Below are 19,820 nucleotides of genomic sequence, written 5' to 3' on the forward strand. Positions count from 1 at the left end.
TTGTTCTGTGGTTGGCAGGGGCAATGCAAATGGCTGACCAACCGGACAACAAAATTAAAGGCTGAAGGTTTTGCGGCGGTTGTGAGTGCGCTATCGCTGGCAAGCCAGCTCCTACAAAAGCCGGATCACCGTTCCCCTGTAGGAGCTGGCTTGCCAGCGATGACACACTCCGGTGCGCCAATGCACCTTCCTGCCTGCCCATGGTGCGCTAAGGTAAAACGAAACGTTAACGTCACCCCGCAGTCAGTAGCTCATCGGCACCACTCGGCAAAAAGGCTCGCCATGCTCACCACCCTCAAGCAAGAAGGCTTCCTGCTGTTGGCGTTGATCGCCGCGTGCGTGGCCTATCCGCTGGAGCACTGGATGCTGCACAGCGGCCAGGGCATCGCATTGATCAGCGGGTTGGTGCTGATCGCCTTCATCGTCGCCGCTTCCATGCGCGTTGCCCATCAGGCCGAGTTGCTGGCGGAGAAGGTCGGTGATCCCTACGGCACGATGATCCTGACCCTGGCCGCCGTGCTGGTGGAAGTGGTGATCCTGGCGATCATGATGAGCAACGAAGCCTCGGCCACGCTGGTGCGCGATACGATCTACTCGGCGGTGATGCTCGACATCAATGGCATCCTTGGCCTCGCGGCGTTGATGGGCGGGCTCAAGCATGGCGAACAGTCCTATAACGACGATTCGGCGCGCAGTTACAGCGTGATGATTCTCACCGCCATGGGGGTCTCGATGGTGGTGCCGGAGTTCATTCCCGAAGCGCGATGGAAGCTCTATTCGGCCTTTACCATCGGCACCATGGTGGTGCTCTACGCCTTGTTCCTGCGCATGCAGGTCGGGCCGCACAGTTATTTTTTCAGCTACAGCTACCCGGACAAGCGCCGCCGGAAGGAGCCCGGCGCGGAACCGCAGTCGGTCAATCTGGTGCTGAGTATCGGCACCCTGGTGTTCGGGGTGGTGGTGATTGGCGCACTGGCCGAAGTGATGTCCAGGACCCTTGATCTGGGGCTGGAAGGAACGGGGGCACCGCCGGTGATTACGGCGATCCTGGTGGCGGCGATCTCTGCGGCGCCGGAGATCTTGACCGCATTACGCGCGGCACTGGCCAACCGCATGCAGTCGGTGGTCAACATCGCCTTGGGCGCGTCATTGTCGACGGTGATCCTGACGGTGCCGGTGATGGAGGCGATGGCGCTCTATACCGGCCAGCCATTCCAGATGGCCATGACCCCGGTGCAGACCGTGATGGTGTTTCTGACCCTGATCGTCAGCGCGATCAATCTCAACGACGGCGAAACCAACGCCATCGAAGGCATGACCCATTTCGTGTTGTTTGCGACGTTTATCATGTTGTCTTTGTTGGGCCTGTAAAAAAGCATCGCCGGCAAGCCGGCTCCTACAGATTATGCGTCGACCGCAAACCTGTAGGAGCCGGCTTGCCGGCGATAGCGTCCGATCAGACGCCGCTGATCAACTGTCGCGCCGCCTGGCTGTGATCGGCAATCAAGCCCTTCAGGTCCAGCCCCTCGACCTGCCCGTCAATCACTCGCCACTTACCGCCGACCATCACCCGGTCCGCGCGATCGGCGCCGCATAGCAGCAGGGCCGAGACCGGATCATGGCTGCCGGAGAAGCGCAGTTCATCCAGCTTGAACAGCGCCAGGTCGGCCTGCTTGCCTACTGCCAACTCGCCGATATCGGTACGTCCCAACAGACTGGCCGAACCTTTGGTCGCCCAGCCGAGCACGCGTTCCGGGGTGATTTTCTCGGCGCCGTAGCGCAGGCGCTGGATGTACAGGGCCTGGCGCGCTTCGAGCATCATGTTCGAGGCATCGTTGGAGGCCGAACCGTCCACGCCCAGGCCCAGCAGGGCGCCGGCGTCAGTCAATTCGATGCTCGGGCAGATGCCCGAGGCCAGGCGCATGTTCGAACTCGGGCAATGGCAGATACCGGTTCCGGCGGCGCCGAGGCGGGCGATCTCGTCCGGGTTGAAGTGGATGCCATGGGCCAGCCAGGTGCGTGGGCCGAGCCAGCCGACGCTGTCCAGATAATCCACGGTGCGCAGGCCGAAGCGTTGCAGGCAGAAATCTTCTTCGTCGAGGGTTTCTGCGAGGTGGGTGTGCAGGCGCACGTCGAGTGTGTTCGCCAGTTCGGCACTGGCCGACATGATTTCCGGGGTCACCGAGAACGGCGAGCAGGGTGCCAGGGCGATCTGGATTTGCGCGCCATCACCGCGCTCGTGGTATTCGGCGATCAGCCGCTGGCTGTCGGCGAGGATCACTTCGCCTTCCTGCACGGTCTGTTGCGGCGGCAGGCCACCGTCCTTTTCACCGAGGCTCATGGAGCCGCGGGTGAGCATGGCGCGCATGCCCAGTTCGCGAACGCTCTCGACTTGCACGTCGATGGCATTTTCCAGACCTTCCGGGAACAGGTAGTGATGGTCGGCGGCGGTGGTGCAGCCGGACAGCAGCAATTCGGCCAGTGCGACCTTGGTGGCGAGGGCGAGCTTTTCCGGGGTCAGGCGTGCCCAGACCGGGTACAGGGTTTTCAGCCACGGGAACAGCGGCTGATTGACCACCGGTGCCCAGGCGCGGGTCAGGGTTTGATAGAAATGGTGATGGGTGTTGATCAGGCCCGGCAGGATCACATGCTCGCGGGCATCGAACACTTCATTGCACGGCGCGGATGGTTGCTGGCCTGCGCCTAGCACTTCGACGATCAAACCGTCTTGCAGCACCAGGCCGCCTCGGGCATCGAGACCGTTGGAGGTGAAAATGGCGAGGGGATTTTTTAACCAGGTACGGGTCGCAGGCATGTTGGCCGGCTCCTCTGAAAATTGGGTTCAGGGTTGCCAGCTCAGTGTTGCCCTGTCTGCTGATCCAGGTTCGCCGGGGAGGCGAGGTGGGCAGTTTCGATCAAAACGCTCTGGCGGGCAAGCCCAACCCGACCAGACGAAGAGTAATACTGTGGGAGCGGGCTTGCTCGCGAAGACGGTGTAACTGCAACGTTGATGTTGGCTGACACTACGCTTTCGCGAGCAAGCCCGCTCCCACATTTTGATCTGAGGGGTTACCAGGGAATGGTCTCACCCCGGTAATTGATGAAGTGATGCCCGCCCTTGCCGACGTACGCATTCACCTGATCAACCAGGCCACGGGTGCTGGTTTCGACATCGATGTCCGCGCCTTCACCGCCCATGTCGGTCTTCACCCAGCCCGGGTGCAGCGACAGCACAGTGAGCGTTGTGTCGCCCAACTGAGTGACGAAGCTGTTGGTCATGGAATTCAGTGCCGCCTTGCTGGCCTTGTACAGCGCCAGCTCCGGCGCATCGGGCATGGTCACGCTGCCCAGCACGGAACTCATGAACGCCAGCACGCCGCTGTCCGGGCGGATCTGCTCGACAAAACGCTGGGCCAGGTTGATCGGCGCCACGGCGTTGGTGAAAAACAGCTGTCCGACGTCGGCCATCGTCGCGCCACCGTTGGGTGTCTGGACATCTGGCCCCTTGACCCCGGCATTGACGAACAACAGGTCAAACACCTCGCCCTTGAGTTGTTGGCTCAGGGCGGACACCGCGGGCTGATCGTCCATGTCGAGCTTTTCGATCCGCACCTTGCCCAGGGCCTGCAAGGCCTCGGCCTTTTGCGGGTCGCGCACGGTGGCAGTGACTTGCCAGCCATCGGCCAGCAGGGTTTTCACCAGCCCGAGGCCGAGCCCTCGGGAGGCGCCGATGATGAGCGCGGTTTTTGCCTTGGACATGAGTGGCTTCCTTGAGAGTTCAGGATCGTGGATTCAATGGACACTGTTGCCCGAGCCGTTGTTGCAACTCTTCGCGTAGCGCGCCGAGTTCGGCCATGCGGGCTTCGATCAGTTTGAGTTTGTCTTGCAGCAGTTGCGTGACGGCGCTGTCCGGATCGGGCGACTGCCAGATTGCCGTGACGCTGTTGCCGATCTCGCCGAGGGTAAAGCCCAGCCGTTGAGCGGTCTTGATGTACTGCACCAGTTGCACCATGTCTGGCGGATAGTCGCGATACCCGTTGGCGCTGCGTTGCGCCGCGATCAATCCGCGTTGCTCGTAGAAGCGCAACGTGTCGCGGCTGACGGCGCTGGCCCGGGCTAATTCACCGATGCGCATCATGACGTCTCGAAGGGGCTTGACCCTGGAGCATACTCCAGGCTTTAGCCTTGTTGCTCCCTGAATTGATGGAGCAATGACGATGTGGACTACAGCGCAATATCGCCGGTTGGTGCAAGGCAGTGCCTGGTATGACTTGTTGGTGACGATGGCGTTTGTCACGCCGTGGAGTTTTGCAGCGTTGCATGGGGTTTTGACTGCGCTGAGCCAGGCGTTGAGTTTGCCGGGTGAGTTGCCACCGTTCGAACCGCTGCACATGTTGATGGCGAATCTGTTGGGCTCGATCGTCTGCGTATGGGCGGTGCTGCGGATTCGTGATCCGCAGCAGGTTTTCGGGCGGTATGACGCCGTGGCCAGATTCCTGTTCTCGGCCTGGCAGGCTTATGCCCTGATCCAGGGGGCGAGTTCGATTCTGGTGGTTTTTCTGGTGTTTGAATTGGTTTGGGGCATTGCTCAAGTGTTGCCTGTTCGGACGCCTTCGCGGGCAAGCCCGCTCCCACATTTGACCGAGTTCACGCCAACTCCCTGTGGCAGCGGGCTTGCCCGCGAAGGGGACGGCCCGGTCACCACCTAATGCCCGGCCTGCCACGGCTGCCCCAACGACACCGGCGCATACAACCGTGTCCGCAGCGCATCCCGTGACAACAGCACCAATACCACAATGGTCGCGACATACGGCAGCATCGCCAGCAGGCTCGACGGAATCGCCAGCCCCAATCCCTGCGCCACCAGGTGCAGGATGCTGGCGAGCCCGAACAGGTACGCGCCGAGCAGCAGGCGCCACACCCGCCAACTGGCGAACACCACAAGCGCCAGGGCAATCCAGCCGCGCCCGGCGCTCATGTTTTCCGCCCACATCGGCGTGTACGCCAGGGACAGATAGGCCCCGGCCAATCCGGCCATGGCGCCACCAAACAACACCGCCAACGTACGTACTGACAACACCGGCAAACCCATGGCACTGGCGGCCGCGGGATTTTCCCCGACGGCTTGAATGATCAGCCCGACACGGCTTTTCAGAATGACCCAGGCCACCAGCGCAAACAGTGTGAACGACAGATAGACCAACAGGTCCTGGGCAAACAGCATCCGCCCGATTAGCGGGATCTCGCTCAGATAGGGAATCGCCAAGGGTTCGAAACCCGCCAGCGGCTTGCCGACCCAGGCCGCCCCGACAAAAGTCGACAGGCCCACGCCGAAAATCGTCAGGGCCAGACCGGTGGCCACCTGATTGGCATTGAACACCAGCGCCACCAGCGCAAACAGCGATGACAGCAGCATCCCGGCGAACATCGCCAGCACTACGCCGAGCCACAGGTTCCCGGTGTTGAACGCGACGATGAAACCGATCACCGCGCCAAACAGCATCATGCCTTCCTGGCCCAGATTGAGGACGCCGCTTTTCTCGCAGATCAGTTCCCCCAGCGCCACCAACAGCAACGGCGTACCGCAGCGGACCATGGCGTAGAAAATATTGCTCAGCAGATCGATATCCATCACAACGCTCCTGCGTGTACGGCGGTGGCTTGGGCACGGCGGGTCCAGCGCAGGTTCAGGCGCGGCCGGTAGAGAATCAGCACATCGCTGGCCAGCAGGAAAAACAGCATCATGCCCTGGAACAATTGGGTGATCGCTTGCGGCAGGTTCAGGCTCATTTGTGCACTTTCGCCGCCGATGTACAGCAGCGCCATCAACAGGCTGGAAAACAGGATGCCAAGCGGATTCAGGCGCCCGAGAAACGCTACGGTGATCGCCGCATAGCCGTAGCCCGGCGAGACCTGCGGCACCAACTGACCGATCGGCCCGGTGACTTCGCACACACCGGCAAGGCCGGCCAGACCGCCGCTGATCAACAGCGCGAGCCAGATCAAACGTTTCTCGCGAAAGCCGACGAATCCGGCGGCCCGCTTGTCCAGCCCGAGCACCTTGATCTGGAAACCGATGAAGCTTTTCTGCAACAGCACCCACACCGCCACCAAGGCGAGCAGGGCGAAATACACCCCGGCATGAACCCGTCCATCCTCCATCAGGAGCGGCAAGCGGCTGGCATCCCCGAACATCGCTGACTCGGGGAAATTGAACCCGGCGGGATCCTTCAACGGACCGTGAACGCAAAACAGCAACAGGTTCAGCGCGATGTAGTTGAGCATGATGCTGGTCAGGATTTCATTGGCGTTGAAGCGCGTGCGCAACCATGCGGTCAGGCCGGCCCAGGCGGCACCGGCCAGGGTGCCGGTGAGCAGAATCGCCACCAGCGCCCAGCGGCTTTGCATATCGATGATATTGACCGCCAGCGCACTGCCGGCCAATGCACCGAGCAGCAGCTGACCCTCGGCACCGATGTTCCAGATGCGCGCCTGGTAGGCGACGGCCAGGCCCAATGCGCACAGCAGGATCGGCAGGGCTTTGACCAACAATTCAGAGACGCCATACAGGTCGCTGACCGGAGCGATCAGCAGCGTGTGCAAGGTCAGCAGCGGGTCATGCCCGAGCGCGATGAACAACAACGATCCACAGCCCAGGGTCAGCGCAGCCGCCAGCAACGGCGAGCACCACAGCATCAGCCGCGATTGCTGGCCACGGGGTTCAAGAGAAAGCGGCATGTGACACTCCGTTAGCGCGTGGCGGATGCGAGTGATTGAGGGGCTGCGAACTGACCGGCCATCCAGCCGCCGACATCGCTCAGGCGCGTATCGACCGTGGCGTGGAGCGCCGACAGGCGACCGTCGCACAGGGCGCCGAGGCGGTCGCTGATCTGGAACAGTTCGTCGAGGTCTTCGGAAATCACCAGGATCGCCGCGCCGGCATCGCGCAAGGCAATCAAGGCGCGGTGAATGGTGGCGGCGGCGCCGACGTCCACCCCCCAGGTCGGGTGCGCGGCGACCAGCAGCCTGGGTTGCTGAAGAATTTCCCGGCCGAGGATGAATTTCTGCAGGTTGCCGCCGGACAGGCTGCGGGCCGGGGTCTGGCTATCGGGTGTCTTGACCCCGAAACGGCGGATGATTTCCTCGGCCAGCGTTTCGACTCTGCTGCGCCGGATCAGACCCTTGCTCACCAGTCCTTGCTGGAAAGCGGTCAACAGCACGTTGTCTGCCAGGTTCAACTCTGGCACCGCACCATGGCCCAGGCGTTCGGCAGGGACAAAGCTCAGGCCCAGTCTGCGACGTGCATCGGGGTATAAATGGGCAACCGGTTCCTGGCCAAAGCGCAGGGTTGCGCCTTCGTTGCGATTGAGGCGTTGTTCGCCGCTGAGCAGGGCCAGCAGCTCGTCCTGGCCATTGCCCGCGACCCCGGCGATGCCGACGATTTCACCGCTGCGCACTTCAAGATTGATGTCCTTGAGCGAGCACCCGAACGGGTCCGGGTTGTGCCAGGACAATCCATGTACCTCAAGGAACGCATCACCCCCGGTCACCTTCGGATAGTTTGCGTTCAGCTCGGCCGCCTCACCGACCATCAGGCGCGCCAGTTGCTGATCCGTACAGTCGGCTGGCACGCAATGTCCGGTCACGCGCCCGCCGCGCAGTACCGTCGCGCTCTGGCACAACGCGCGGACTTCCCCGAGCTTGTGGCTGATGAACAAAATGCTGCAGCCCTCGGCGGCGAGCCGGCGCAGGGTGACGAACAAGTCGTCGGCCTCTTGCGGCGTCAGCACCGAAGTCGGTTCATCGAGAATCAGCAGGCGGATGTCCTGCATCAGGCAGTGAATGATTTCCACCCGTTGCCGTTCCCCGATCGATAGGCTGTGGACAAGTCGCTCCGGTTCCAGCGCCATGCCATAGCGTCGCGACACCTCGCGAATCTTCGGCTCAAGTTGTCTGGGTGTGCCTGCCGCCGCGCCCATGGCCAGGGCGATGTTCTGCGCCACGCTCAAGGTTTCGAACAGCGAGAAGTGCTGGAACACCATGCCAATGCCCAGGCCTCGCGCCTGGGCCGGGTTGCGCAGGCTCACCCGCTGCCCCTGCCAGATCACCTCGCCCGAATCGGCCTGTGTGACGCCGTAGATGATTTTCATCAGCGTGCTTTTGCCCGCGCCGTTTTCGCCAAGCAGGGCATGGATCTCGCCAGGGGCAATGGTCAGGTCGATGGCATCGTTGGCCAGGCAACCGGGGTAGCGTTTTGTGATTGCGCGCAGTTGCAGGCGCGGAACCGGATCCGGGATTGGAGCGTGATTGGGCATGACAGGCTCGGTGCTGTTGGACTTGTGCCTGTGGATAAAGCAATTTTCTGGCCATCAGGTCAGGAAAATTTTCAAGTCCTGTGAGCCGAGGTGTTGAGCCCGCGGCTTTCAAATGAGCCACGCAGAACCCGGCACCAGATGGGGGCAAGGGTGCAAATCAAGCCCCGATTTTGCTCGTAGGCTTTTGCTTAAAAAATGATCAATCGACCACAAGCCATACCGTGCAGGGTGCCGAGACGGCCATGAACGGGTTATCCACAGATTGCTCCACAGTATTTGTGCGCAAGCTCAAGGCATGGGCATAAGCACTGGGTGGCTTTCTTCTAAAGGTGATAAATCGTTGTAACTGTTTGTTTTTACTTGAATTTGATGCGCTTGATGGCAGATTGGACGAAAATTGAGCAAAGTCCGCAAAGCCGCATGACAGAAGGGTTACAGCGGTATGTGCTCAGGTTATCCACAGCCGGGTGCACAGCAGATGTGGGCAAATATGGAATAAGTGGAAAAGCGGCGTGCCCCAAAAGATCGCAGCACGATCCCCTGTAGGAGCTGCCGAAGGCTGCGATCTTTTGCCCTTGTTTTCAGCGCTGCAAAAGAATACGTCCACGACTCAAATCGGCCAGCTGTGACTGCAAGGTATCGATCTGCGCGTCGCCCACCGCCAACCGCAACTCGACCCCATTGGCGGTGAAGCTTTCATCCACAACCAGTCCACCTGCCTCCGCCACCCGCAGCTTGACCAACGCCAGCTCGGCAAACCCGCAAGCGCAACGCAACGGCACCCGGCTGATCAACTCAACCTTTGGCGCCGCTTGCAGGCATTTGTTCGCACCGCCGCCATAGGCCCGGGCGAGACCACCGGTGCCCAGTTGGATGCCGCCGTACCAGCGAATCACCAGCACCGCGACCTGATCGCAATCCTGCGCCTCGATCGCCGCCAGAATCGGCCGACCTGCCGTGCCACCGGGCTCGCCATCATCGGTGCTGCGATATTGATCGCCGAGCTTCCACGCCCAGCAGTTGTGCGAGGCATTCAAGTCACTGTGCTGTTCAATGAACGCCTGGGCCTCGGCCGGGCTGGAGATCGGCGCGGCGAAGGTAATGAAGCGGCTCTTGCGAATCTCTTCGCGGTATTCGCAAAAACCGCTGAGGGTAAAAGGCATATGTATTTAGATGGCAGGTTTCAGGCCGCAGCCCTTGAGAATGATGCGGATCAGGTTGTCCCCGGCGTCTTCCATGTCTTGCTTGGTCAACTTGGTGCGCCCGGTGACGCGGCAGATCTGCGTGGCGAAGTCGGCGTAATGCTGGGTGCTGCCCCACAACAGGAAGATCAGGTGCACCGGGTCGACCGGGTCCATTTTACCGGCGTCGATCCAGGCCTGGAACACGCCCGCACGGCCCTGGAACCAGGCGCGATAGTCCTGGTTGAAATACTCGGTCAGGCATTCACCGCCACTGATGACTTCCATGGCGAAAATCCGCGAGGCTTGCGGCTGGCGGCGGGAGAACTCCATTTTGGCGCGAATGTAACGGGTCAAGGCCTCGGTCGGATCATCCTCGGCGGTGAGGGTGTTGAAGGTGCTGTCCCACAACTCGATGATGTTGCTCAGCACCGCCACGTACAAACCGAGCTTGTTGGTGAAGTAGTAATGCAGGTTTGCCTTGGGCAGCCCGGCATTCTGGGCGATGGTGTTCATGCTCGTGCCTTTGTACCCGTGACGGGCGAACTCGTCTTCGGCGGCTTTGATGATGGTCTCTTCGTTCTTCTGACGAATGCGGCTGACGGGTTTTCCGCCGTGGGCTGGGACTTCAAAGGTCATAGGCACTTCCGAACAGGTAGGTGGGTGCAGCCAGTGCGTTGATAGCGTAAAACCGAAACCGCCACAACCCTGTAGGAGCTGCCGAAGGCTGCGATCTTTTGATCTTGATTTCAAGGATCAAAGGATCGCAGCCTTCGGCAGCTCCTACAGGGGGCGTGATTGTTCAACGTGTCGCGGCCAGGCTCTCGAGAAAACTCTCCAGCACCAGATGCGGGCGACGGCCCTTGCGTGTGACCGACGCCAGGCTCAGGTCATAGAAGCGCGTGTTTGCTTTCAACGCTCGCAACCGGCCCTGCTGCACCCAAAGACTCGCATAGTGATCCGGCAGATAACCGATATAGCGCCCGGTCAGGATCAGGAACGCCATACCCTCGCGGTCCGAGGCGCTGGCGGTGCAATTGAGCGCCTGGTAGTGAGCCTGGATCTCCGCGGGCAAGCGGAAGGTGGGGGCGATGGCGTCCTGACTGTTCAGGCGCTCGTCGTCCAGTTGTTTGTCGTCGACATAAAACAGCGGATGGCCGACCGCGCAGTACAACAGCGATCGCTCGCTATACAGCGGTTGATATTCCAGTCCGGAAAGCGCGCTGGCCTGCGGCACCACGCCGACGTGCAGGCGGCCGTCGAGTACTCCTTGTTCGACTTCGTTGGGCGCGATCATGCGGATCTGGATCTGCACGTCCGGGCCGCGCTCTTTCAACTGCGCGAGGGCATGGGTGATGCGCATGTGGGGCAGGGTGACCAGGTTGTCCGTCAGACCGATGATCAATTCGCCACGCAAGTGCTGGTGCAGGCCGTTGACCTCGGTACGGAAGCTTTCCAGCGCACTCAACAGTTGCAACGCCGATTGATAGACCTCGCGACCTTCCTCGGTCAGGGAAAAACCGGCGCGTCCACGTTGGCACAGGCGCAGGCCGAGGCGTTGCTCCAGATCGCTCATCTGCTGGCTGATCGCTGAACGACCAATGCCCAGCACGGTTTCCGCCGCGGAGAAGCCGCCGCATTCCACCACGCTGCGAAAGATCCTCAGCAGGCGAATATCAAAGTCGCTGACCTGGGCCAGCGGATCGGGACGGCGAGTGCTCATGCGGGTTACTCGAAAGTTTAGTGATTGTCTGACTGAACATTAGAAGAGTTGCATTTCACCGACTTTATCCCCGTGGCAATTTAGCTGCAACAACGGTTTTCAATCATTACGCCGCTTATTGCCTTGCGAGGTTTTGCCCATGAACTTGCCTGAAAACGCCCCGACTTCGCTGGCCAGCCAGCTCAAGCTCGATGCTCACTGGATGCCTTACACCGCCAACCGTAACTTCCAGCGCGACCCGCGCCTGATCGTTGGCGCCGAAGGCAGCTGGCTGATCGACGACAAGGGCCGCAAGGTGTATGACTCGCTGTCGGGTCTGTGGACCTGTGGCGCCGGCCACACCCGCAAGGAAATCCAGGAAGCGGTCGCCAAGCAACTGGGCACCCTCGATTACTCGCCAGCTTTCCAGTACGGTCATCCGCTGTCGTTCCAGTTGGCCGAAAAAATCACCGACCTGACCCCGGGCAACCTGAACCACGTGTTCTTCACCGACTCGGGCTCCGAGTGCGCTGACACCGCGGTGAAGATGGTCCGTGCCTACTGGCGCCTGAAAGGCCAGTCGACCAAGACCAAAATGATCGGCCGTGCCCGTGGCTACCACGGTGTGAACATCGCCGGCACCAGCCTCGGCGGCGTGAACGGCAACCGCAAACTGTTCGGTCAGGCGATGATGGACGTCGACCACCTGCCGCACACTCTGCTGGCAAGCAACGCCTACTCCCGTGGCATGCCGGAGCAGGGTGGCATCGCCCTGGCTGACGAACTGCTCAAGCTGATCGAACTGCACGATGCGTCGAACATCGCGGCGGTATTCGTCGAGCCATTGGCCGGTTCCGCTGGCGTGCTGGTTCCACCACAGGGTTACCTCAAGCGTCTGCGGGAAATCTGCGACCAGCACAACATCCTGCTGGTGTTCGACGAAGTGATCACCGGTTTCGGCCGTACCGGCACCATGTTCGGCGCCACCACCTTCGGCGTGACCCCGGACCTGATGTGCATTGCCAAGCAAGTCACCAACGGCGCGATCCCGATGGGCGCGGTGATTGCCAGCTCCGAGATCTACCAGACCTTCATGAATCAGCCGACGCCTGAATACGCGGTTGAGTTCCCTCATGGTTACACCTATTCGGCACACCCGGTGGCTTGCGCGGCGGGCCTGGCAGCACTCGACCTGCTGCAAAAGGAAAGCCTGGTACAGAGCGTGGCTGAAGTCGCACCGCATTTCGAAAACGCGCTGCATGGCCTCAAAGGCACCAAGAACATTATCGACATCCGCAACTTCGGCCTGGCCGGTGCGATCCAGATCGCACCACGTGACGGCGATGCGATCGTGCGTCCGTTCGAAGCCGGCATGGCGCTGTGGAAAGCCGGGTTCTACGTCCGCTTCGGCGGCGACACCCTGCAGTTCGGCCCAACCTTCAACAGCAAGCCGCAGGACCTGGATCGTCTGTTCGACGCGGTCGGCGAAGTGCTGAGCAAGATCGACTGATTTCTCCTTCTATATACCTATAAACAACGGGCGCTCGGGAACGGGCGCCTGTGGACAACTTTTCAGGAGCTTCCATGAGCGTTATTCCGCATTTGATCAATGGCGAACTGGTGACCGAGAACGGTCGCGCGGTTGATGTGTTCAACCCGTCTACCGGCCAGGCTATTCACAAGTTGCCGCTGGCGACCCGCGAAACCATCCAGAGCGCCATCGACGCGGCCAAGGCTGCATTCCCGGCCTGGCGCAACACGCCGCCGGCCAAGCGTGCCCAGGTGATGTTCCGCTTCAAGCAACTGCTGGAGCAGAACGAGGCTCGCATCTCGCAACTGATCAGCGAAGAGCACGGCAAGACCCTGGAAGATGCTGCCGGTGAACTGAAGCGCGGCATCGAGAACGTCGAGTTCGCTTGCGCGGCTCCGGAAATCCTCAAGGGCGAGTACAGCCGCAACGTCGGCCCGAACATCGATGCCTGGTCTGACTTCCAGCCGTTGGGCGTTGTCGCCGGTATCACGCCGTTCAACTTCCCGGCCATGGTGCCGCTGTGGATGTACCCGCTGGCGATCGTCTGCGGCAACTGCTTCATCCTCAAGCCGTCCGAGCGTGACCCGAGCTCGACGCTGCTGATTGCCCAGTTGCTGCTGGAAGCCGGCTTGCCTAAAGGCGTACTGAGCGTGGTGCACGGCGACAAGACGGCGGTGGATGCGTTGATCGAAGCGCCGGAAGTCAAGGCGCTGAGCTTTGTCGGTTCGACGCCGATTGCCGAATACATCTACTCCGAAGGCACCAAGCGCGGCAAGCGCGTTCAGGCCCTGGGTGGTGCGAAGAACCACGCCGTGCTGATGCCGGATGCGGATCTGGACAACGCTGTCAGCGCACTGATGGGCGCGGCTTACGGTTCTTGCGGTGAGCGCTGCATGGCGATCTCCGTGGCCGTGTGTGTCGGTGACCAGGTCGCAGACGCCCTGGTGGCCAAACTGGTTCCGCAAATCCAGGCGCTGAAAATCGGTGCCGGTACTTCCTGCGGTCTGGACATGGGCCCACTGGTGACTGGCCAGGCTCGCGACAAAGTCAGCGGTTATGTAGAAGACGGCGTAGCCGCCGGCGCGACGCTGGTGGTGGATGGTCGTGGCCTGACCGTGGCCGGTCATGAAGAAGGCTTCTTCCTGGGTGGTTGCCTGTTCGACAACGTCACGCCAGAGATGCGTATCTATAAAGAAGAGATCTTCGGGCCGGTGTTGTGCGTTGTTCGGGTCAACAGCCTGGAAGAAGCCATGCAACTGATCAACGATCACGAGTATGGCAACGGCACCTGCATCTTCACCCGTGACGGCGAAGCGGCGCGGTTGTTCTGCGACGAGATCGAAGTCGGCATGGTCGGCGTCAACGTACCGTTGCCGGTGCCGGTCGCCTATCACAGCTTCGGCGGCTGGAAGCGTTCGCTGTTCGGCGACCTGCATGCCTACGGCCCGGATGGCGTGCGTTTCTACACCCGCCGCAAGGCCATCACCCAGCGCTGGCCGCAGCGTGCGAGCCATGAAGCTTCGCAGTTCGCGTTCCCTAGCTTGTAAGTAGAAGGGCGTAGAAGGCCGACCCATTGGGTCGGCCTTTTTGTTTTAGAGGCTTTTTTGACCTATATGACAGATTTGTGAAAAACAGTGCTTGACGGCAGATTCTGGAGGCCTATAATTCGCCCCACTTCCGGCGCAGTCGAAACGAAAAACTCCTTGGTAAACAAAGAGTTACGCAGTTTTCGACAGCAGGTTGCTTCAGGTCATCGAAGCGCCAAGGAAGTTGAAAAAGAGGTGTTGACAGCAGCGTGTAACGCTGTAGAATTCGCCTCCCGCTGACGAGAGATCGAAGGCGCAAGTGGTTGAAGTTGTTAAGGATTCCTTGAAAGCTTCTAAAAAAAATCACTTGACAGCAAGTGAGGCTGCTGTAGAATGCGCGCCTCGGTTGAGACGAAAGATCTTAACCAACCGCTCTTTAACAACTGAATCAAGCAATTCGTGTGGGTGCTTGTGGAGTCAGACTGCTAGTCAACAGATTATCAGCATCGCAAGTTACTCCGCGAGAAATCAAAGATGTAACCAACGATTGCTGAGCCAAGTTTAGGGTTTTCTCAAAACCCAAAGATGTTTGAACTGAAGAGTTTGATCATGGCTCAGATTGAACGCTGGCGGCAGGCCTAACACATGCAAGTCGAGCGGATGACAGGAGCTTGCTCCTGAATTCAGCGGCGGACGGGTGAGTAATGCCTAGGAATCTGCCTGGTAGTGGGGGACAACGTTTCGAAAGGAACGCTAATACCGCATACGTCCTACGGGAGAAAGCAGGGGACCTTCGGGCCTTGCGCTATCAGATGAGCCTAGGTCGGATTAGCTAGTTGGTGAGGTAATGGCTCACCAAGGCGACGATCCGTAACTGGTCTGAGAGGATGATCAGTCACACTGGAACTGAGACACGGTCCAGACTCCTACGGGAGGCAGCAGTGGGGAATATTGGACAATGGGCGAAAGCCTGATCCAGCCATGCCGCGTGTGTGAAGAAGGTCTTCGGATTGTAAAGCACTTTAAGTTGGGAGGAAGGGCATTAACCTAATACGTTAGTGTTTTGACGTTACCGACAGAATAAGCACCGGCTAACTCTGTGCCAGCAGCCGCGGTAATACAGAGGGTGCAAGCGTTAATCGGAATTACTGGGCGTAAAGCGCGCGTAGGTGGTTCGTTAAGTTGGATGTGAAAGCCCCGGGCTCAACCTGGGAACTGCATTCAAAACTGACGAGCTAGAGTATGGTAGAGGGTGGTGGAATTTCCTGTGTAGCGGTGAAATGCGTAGATATAGGAAGGAACACCAGTGGCGAAGGCGACCACCTGGACTGATACTGACACTGAGGTGCGAAAGCGTGGGGAGCAAACAGGATTAGATACCCTGGTAGTCCACGCCGTAAACGATGTCAACTAGCCGTTGGGAGCCTTGAGCTCTTAGTGGCGCAGCTAACGCATTAAGTTGACCGCCTGGGGAGTACGGCCGCAAGGTTAAAACTCAAATGAATTGACGGGGGCCCGCACAAGCGGTGGAGCATGTGGTTTAATTCGAAGCAACGCGAAGAACCTTACCAGGCCTTGACATCCAATGAACTTTCCAGAGATGGATTGGTGCCTTCGGGAACATTGAGACAGGTGCTGCATGGCTGTCGTCAGCTCGTGTCGTGAGATGTTGGGTTAAGTCCCGTAACGAGCGCAACCCTTGTCCTTAGTTACCAGCACGTTATGGTGGGCACTCTAAGGAGACTGCCGGTGACAAACCGGAGGAAGGTGGGGATGACGTCAAGTCATCATGGCCCTTACGGCCTGGGCTACACACGTGCTACAATGGTCGGTACAGAGGGTTGCCAAGCCGCGAGGTGGAGCTAATCCCACAAAACCGATCGTAGTCCGGATCGCAGTCTGCAACTCGACTGCGTGAAGTCGGAATCGCTAGTAATCGCGAATCAGAATGTCGCGGTGAATACGTTCCCGGGCCTTGTACACACCGCCCGTCACACCATGGGAGTGGGTTGCACCAGAAGTAGCTAGTCTAACCTTCGGGAGGACGGTTACCACGGTGTGATTCATGACTGGGGTGAAGTCGTAACAAGGTAGCCGTAGGGGAACCTGCGGCTGGATCACCTCCTTAATCGACGACTCAGCTGCTCCATAAGTTCCCACACGAATTGCTTGATTCATTGAAGAAGACGATAGAAGCAGCTTTAAGCTCCAAGCTGATAGCTCAACGCTAACAGTTACGCGCTCGAAATTGGGTCTGTAGCTCAGTTGGTTAGAGCGCACCCCTGATAAGGGTGAGGTCGGCAGTTCGAATCTGCCCAGACCCACCAATTTTGTATGGGGCCATAGCTCAGCTGGGAGAGCGCCTGCCTTGCACGCAGGAGGTCAACGGTTCGATCCCGTTTGGCTCCACCATTAACTGCTTCGAAAGTTTGAGAGTTTAGAAATGAATATTCTGCAATGAATATTGATTTCTAGTCTTTTGATTAGATCGTTCTTTAAAAATTTGGGTATGTGATAGAAAGATAGACTGGATAGCACTTTCACTGGTGTTTATTCAGGCTAAGGTAAAATTTGTGAGTTTAATCGCGAATTTTCGGCGAATGTCGTCTTCACAGTATAACTAGATTGCTTGGGGTTATATGGTCAAGTGAAGAAGCGCATACGGTGGATGCCTTGGCAGTCAGAGGCGATGAAAGACGTGGTAGCCTGCGAAAAGCTTCGGGGAGTCGGCAAACAGACTTTGATCCGGAGATGTCTGAATGGGGGAACCCAGCCATCATAAGATGGTTATCTTGTACTGAATACATAGGTGCAAGAGGCGAACCAGGGGAACTGAAACATCTAAGTACCCTGAGGAAAAGAAATCAACCGAGATTCCCTTAGTAGTGGCGAGCGAACGGGGACTAGCCCTTAAGTGGCTTTGAGATTAGCGGAACGCTCTGGAAAGTGCGGCCATAGTGGGTGATAGCCCTGTACGCGAAAATCTCTTAGTCATGAAATCGAGTAGGACGGAGCACGAGAAACTTTGTCTGAATATGGGGGGACCATCCTCCAAGGCTAAATACTACTGACTGACCGATAGTGAACTAGTACCGTGAGGGAAAGGCGAAAAGAACCCCGGAGAGGGGAGTGAAATAGATCCTGAAACCGTATGCGTACAAGCAGTGGGAGCCCACTTTGTTGGGTGACTGCGTACCTTTTGTATAATGGGTCAGCGACTTATTTTCAGTGGCGAGCTTAACCGAATAGGGGAGGCGTAGCGAAAGCGAGTCTTAATAGGGCGTCTAGTCGCTGGGAATAGACCCGAAACCGGGCGATCTATCCATGGGCAGGTTGAAGGTTAGGTAACACTGACTGGAGGACCGAACCGACTACCGTTGAAAAGTTAGCGGATGACCTGTGGATCGGAGTGAAAGGCTAATCAAGCTCGGAGATAGCTGGTTCTCCTCGAAAGCTATTTAGGTAGCGCCTCATGTATCACTGTAGGGGGTAGAGCACTGTTTCGGCTAGGGGTCATCCCGACTTACCAAACCGATGCAAACTCCGAATACCTACAAGTGCCGAGCATGGGAGACACACGGCGGGTGCTAACGTCCGTCGTGAAAAGGGAAACAACCCAGACCGTCAGCTAAGGTCCCAAAGTTATGGTTAAGTGGGAAACGATGTGGGAAGGCTTAGACAGCTAGGAGGTTGGCTTAGAAGCAGCCACCCTTTAAAGAAAGCGTAATAGCTCACTAGTCGAGTCGGCCTGCGCGGAAGATGTAACGGGGCTCAAACCATACACCGAAGCTACGGGTATCACCTTCGGGTGATGCGGTAGAGGAGCGTTCTGTAAGCCTGTGAAGGTGAGTTGAGAAGCTTGCTGGAGGTATCAGAAGTGCGAATGCTGACATGAGTAACGACAATGGGTGTGAAAAACACCCACGCCGAAAGACCAAGGTTTCCTGCGCAACGTTAATCGACGCAGGGTTAGTCGGTCCCTAAGGCGAGGCTGAAAAGCGTAGTCGATGGAAAACAGGTTAATATTCCTGTACTTCTGGTTATTGCGATGGAGGGACGGAGAAGGCTAGGCCAGCTTGGCGTTGGTTGTCCAAGTTTAAGGTGGTAGGCTGAGATCTTAGGTAAATCCGGGATCTTAAGGCCGAGAGCTGATGACGAGTTACCCTTTGGGTGACGAAGTGGTTGATGCCATGCTTCCAAGAAAAGCTTCTAAGCTTCAGATAACCAGGAACCGTACCCCAAACCGACACAGGTGGTTGGGTAGAGAATACCAAGGCGCTTGAGAGAACTCGGGTGAAGGAACTAGGCAAAATGGCACCGTAACTTCGGGAGAAGGTGCGCCGGTGAGGGTGAAGGACTTGCTCCGTAAGCCCACGCCGGTCGAAGATACCAGGCCGCTGCGACTGTTTATTAAAAACACAGCACTCTGCAAACACGAAAGTGGACGTATAGGGTGTGACGCCTGCCCGGTGCCGGAAGGTTAATTGATGGGGTTAGCTAACGCGAAGCTCTTGATCGAAGCCCCGGTAAACGGCGGCCGTAACTATAACGGTCCTAAGGTAGCGAAATTCCTTGTCGGGTAAGTTCCGACCTGCACGAATGGCGTAACGATGGCGGCGCTGTCTCCACCCGAGACTCAGTGAAATTGAAATCGCTGTGAAGATGCAGTGTATCCGCGGCTAGACGGAAAGACCCCGTGAACCTTTACTATAGCTTTGCACTGGACTTTGAATTTGCTTGTGTAGGATAGGTGGGAGGCTTTGAAGCGTGGACGCCAGTTCGCGTGGAGCCATCCTTGAAATACCACCCTGGCAACTTTGAGGTTCTAACTCAGGTCCGTTATCCGGATCGAGGACAGTGTATGGTGGGTAGTTTGACTGGGGCGGTCTCCTCCTAAAGAGTAACGGAGGAGTACGAAGGTGCGCTCAGACCGGTCGGAAATCGGTCGTAGAGTATAAAGGCAAAAGCGCGCTTGACTGCGAGACAGACACGTCGAGCAGGTACGAAAGTAGGTCTTAGTGATCCGGTGGTTCTGTATGGAAGGGCCATCGCTCAACGGATAAAAGGTACTCCGGGGATAACAGGCTGATACCGCCCAAGAGTTCATATCGACGGCGGTGTTTGGCACCTCGATGTCGGCTCATCACATCCTGGGGCTGAAGCCGGTCCCAAGGGTATGGCTGTTCGCCATTTAAAGTGGTACGCGAGCTGGGTTTAGAACGTCGTGAGACAGTTCGGTCCCTATCTGCCGTGGACGTTTGAGATTTGAGAGGGGCTGCTCCTAGTACGAGAGGACCGGAGTGGACGAACCTCTGGTGTTCCGGTTGTCACGCCAGTGGCATTGCCGGGTAGCTATGTTCGGAAAAGATAACCGCTGAAAGCATCTAAGCGGGAAACTTGCCTCAAGATGAGATCTCACTGGGACCTTGAGTCCCCTGAAGGGCCGTCGAAGACTACGACGTTGATAGGTTGGGTGTGTAAGCGCTGTGAGGCGTTGAGCTAACCAATACTAATTGCCCGTGAGGCTTGACCATATAACACCCAAGCAATTTGCTGACCTGAAAA

Annotated in this window: 13 protein-coding genes, 2 tRNA genes and 2 rRNA genes; 8 read left to right on the forward strand and 9 right to left on the reverse strand. The window is 58.4% G+C overall.

The features are described from left to right. Positions 1–282: 282 nt before the first annotated feature. Complete coding sequence (locus ACEN83_RS02620; protein WP_495579422.1) at positions 283–1,371, forward strand: calcium:cation antiporter; 1,089 nt, start codon at positions 283–285, stop codon at positions 1,369–1,371. A gap of 85 nt (positions 1,372–1,456) precedes the next feature. Here the strand turns inward: ACEN83_RS02620 and ACEN83_RS02625 are convergent, their stop codons facing one another. From ACEN83_RS02625 to ACEN83_RS02635, 3 genes are all read right to left on the reverse strand, one after another. After that, positions 1,457–2,815 (reverse strand): 8-oxoguanine deaminase, encoded by a 1,359-nt coding sequence (locus tag ACEN83_RS02625; RefSeq protein WP_495579423.1) that lies wholly within the window; start codon positions 2,813–2,815, stop codon positions 1,457–1,459. A gap of 254 nt (positions 2,816–3,069) precedes the next feature. Further along, positions 3,070–3,759, reverse strand: a complete 690-nt coding sequence (locus ACEN83_RS02630) for an SDR family oxidoreductase (protein WP_007971868.1) — start codon at positions 3,757–3,759, stop codon at positions 3,070–3,072. A gap of 19 nt (positions 3,760–3,778) precedes the next feature. Next, the gene (locus ACEN83_RS02635; RefSeq protein WP_033047544.1) at positions 3,779–4,135 is read right to left on the reverse strand and encodes a MerR family transcriptional regulator; all 357 of its coding nucleotides are present in this window, start codon (positions 4,133–4,135) and stop codon (positions 3,779–3,781) included. Positions 4,136–4,217: 82 nt separating this feature from the next. Between ACEN83_RS02635 and ACEN83_RS02640 the strand changes: the two genes are divergently transcribed. Continuing rightward, positions 4,218–4,709, forward strand: coding sequence for a hypothetical protein (locus ACEN83_RS02640; protein ID WP_495579424.1), 492 nt, complete (start codon positions 4,218–4,220; stop codon positions 4,707–4,709). On the opposite strand, the gene ACEN83_RS02645 is transcribed toward ACEN83_RS02640, so the two are convergent. The 6 genes from ACEN83_RS02645 to ACEN83_RS02670 all read right to left on the reverse strand — a co-directional run bounded on the left by ACEN83_RS02645 (position 4,706) and on the right by ACEN83_RS02670 (position 11,219). Beyond that, positions 4,706–5,632, reverse strand: a complete 927-nt coding sequence (locus ACEN83_RS02645) for an ABC transporter permease (RefSeq protein ID WP_495579425.1) — start codon at positions 5,630–5,632, stop codon at positions 4,706–4,708. The genes ACEN83_RS02640 and ACEN83_RS02645 overlap by 4 nt on opposite strands. Beyond that, positions 5,632–6,738, reverse strand: a complete 1,107-nt coding sequence (locus ACEN83_RS02650; protein WP_495579426.1) for an ABC transporter permease — start codon at positions 6,736–6,738, stop codon at positions 5,632–5,634. Before ACEN83_RS02650 ends, ACEN83_RS02645 begins: the two co-directional genes overlap by 1 nt. Positions 6,739–6,749: 11 nt before the next feature. Beyond that, positions 6,750–8,315: an ABC transporter ATP-binding protein gene (locus ACEN83_RS02655; RefSeq protein ID WP_495579427.1), complete on the reverse strand. Its 1,566-nt coding sequence runs from the start codon at positions 8,313–8,315 to the stop codon at positions 6,750–6,752. Between the two features lie 581 nt (positions 8,316–8,896). After that, positions 8,897–9,478 carry an IMPACT family protein gene (locus ACEN83_RS02660; protein WP_495579428.1) on the reverse strand — a complete coding sequence of 194 codons (582 nt, stop codon included), beginning with the start codon at positions 9,476–9,478 and terminating at the stop codon, positions 8,897–8,899. Between the two features lie 6 nt (positions 9,479–9,484). After that, positions 9,485–10,135: a TetR/AcrR family transcriptional regulator gene (locus ACEN83_RS02665; RefSeq protein WP_007971879.1), complete on the reverse strand. Its 651-nt coding sequence runs from the start codon at positions 10,133–10,135 to the stop codon at positions 9,485–9,487. 163 nt (positions 10,136–10,298) lie between these two features. Further along, positions 10,299–11,219, reverse strand: coding sequence for a LysR family transcriptional regulator (locus ACEN83_RS02670; protein WP_495579429.1), 921 nt, complete (start codon positions 11,217–11,219; stop codon positions 10,299–10,301). 139 nt (positions 11,220–11,358) lie between these two features. Here ACEN83_RS02670 and aptA point away from each other — a divergent pair, with 139 nt between their 5' ends. The 6 genes from aptA to ACEN83_RS02700 all read left to right on the forward strand — a co-directional run bounded on the left by aptA (position 11,359) and on the right by ACEN83_RS02700 (position 19,789). Beyond that, positions 11,359–12,708 (forward strand): omega-aminotransferase AptA, encoded by a 1,350-nt coding sequence (gene aptA / locus ACEN83_RS02675; protein WP_495579430.1) that lies wholly within the window; start codon positions 11,359–11,361, stop codon positions 12,706–12,708. Positions 12,709–12,782: 74 nt separating this feature from the next. Further along, positions 12,783–14,276, forward strand: a complete 1,494-nt coding sequence (locus tag ACEN83_RS02680) for a CoA-acylating methylmalonate-semialdehyde dehydrogenase (RefSeq protein ID WP_046816441.1) — start codon at positions 12,783–12,785, stop codon at positions 14,274–14,276. A 570-nt stretch (positions 14,277–14,846) separates the two neighbouring features. After that, positions 14,847–16,383: ribosomal RNA gene (locus tag ACEN83_RS02685) — 16S ribosomal RNA — on the forward strand. A 122-nt stretch (positions 16,384–16,505) separates the two neighbouring features. Beyond that, positions 16,506–16,582: transfer RNA gene (locus ACEN83_RS02690), tRNA-Ile, on the forward strand. 9 nt (positions 16,583–16,591) lie between these two features. Further along, positions 16,592–16,667, forward strand: a tRNA-Ala gene (locus ACEN83_RS02695). Between the two features lie 229 nt (positions 16,668–16,896). Then, positions 16,897–19,789: ribosomal RNA gene (locus tag ACEN83_RS02700) — 23S ribosomal RNA — on the forward strand. Together the 16S and 23S rRNA genes with 2 tRNA genes alongside form the textbook arrangement of a ribosomal RNA operon. Positions 19,790–19,820: the final 31 nt, after the last annotated feature.

Source organism: Pseudomonas sp. Pseusp49 (assembly GCF_059491875.1).

Coding starts and splice junctions, on each gene's coding strand:
- ACEN83_RS02620 (WP_495579422.1), top strand. CDS start 283: ATGCTCACCACCCTCAAGCAAGAAGGCTTCCTGCTGTTGGCGTTGATC.
- ACEN83_RS02625 (WP_495579423.1), bottom strand. CDS start 2,815: ATGCCTGCGACCCGTACCTGGTTAAAAAATCCCCTCGCCATTTTCACC.
- ACEN83_RS02630 (WP_007971868.1), bottom strand. CDS start 3,759: ATGTCCAAGGCAAAAACCGCGCTCATCATCGGCGCCTCCCGAGGGCTC.
- ACEN83_RS02635 (WP_033047544.1), bottom strand. CDS start 4,135: ATGCGCATCGGTGAATTAGCCCGGGCCAGCGCCGTCAGCCGCGACACG.
- ACEN83_RS02640 (WP_495579424.1), top strand. CDS start 4,218: ATGTGGACTACAGCGCAATATCGCCGGTTGGTGCAAGGCAGTGCCTGG.
- ACEN83_RS02645 (WP_495579425.1), bottom strand. CDS start 5,632: ATGGATATCGATCTGCTGAGCAATATTTTCTACGCCATGGTCCGCTGC.
- ACEN83_RS02650 (WP_495579426.1), bottom strand. CDS start 6,738: ATGCCGCTTTCTCTTGAACCCCGTGGCCAGCAATCGCGGCTGATGCTG.
- ACEN83_RS02655 (WP_495579427.1), bottom strand. CDS start 8,315: ATGCCCAATCACGCTCCAATCCCGGATCCGGTTCCGCGCCTGCAACTG.
- ACEN83_RS02660 (WP_495579428.1), bottom strand. CDS start 9,478: ATGCCTTTTACCCTCAGCGGTTTTTGCGAATACCGCGAAGAGATTCGC.
- ACEN83_RS02665 (WP_007971879.1), bottom strand. CDS start 10,135: ATGACCTTTGAAGTCCCAGCCCACGGCGGAAAACCCGTCAGCCGCATT.
- ACEN83_RS02670 (WP_495579429.1), bottom strand. CDS start 11,219: ATGAGCACTCGCCGTCCCGATCCGCTGGCCCAGGTCAGCGACTTTGAT.
- aptA (WP_495579430.1), top strand. CDS start 11,359: ATGAACTTGCCTGAAAACGCCCCGACTTCGCTGGCCAGCCAGCTCAAG.
- ACEN83_RS02680 (WP_046816441.1), top strand. CDS start 12,783: ATGAGCGTTATTCCGCATTTGATCAATGGCGAACTGGTGACCGAGAAC.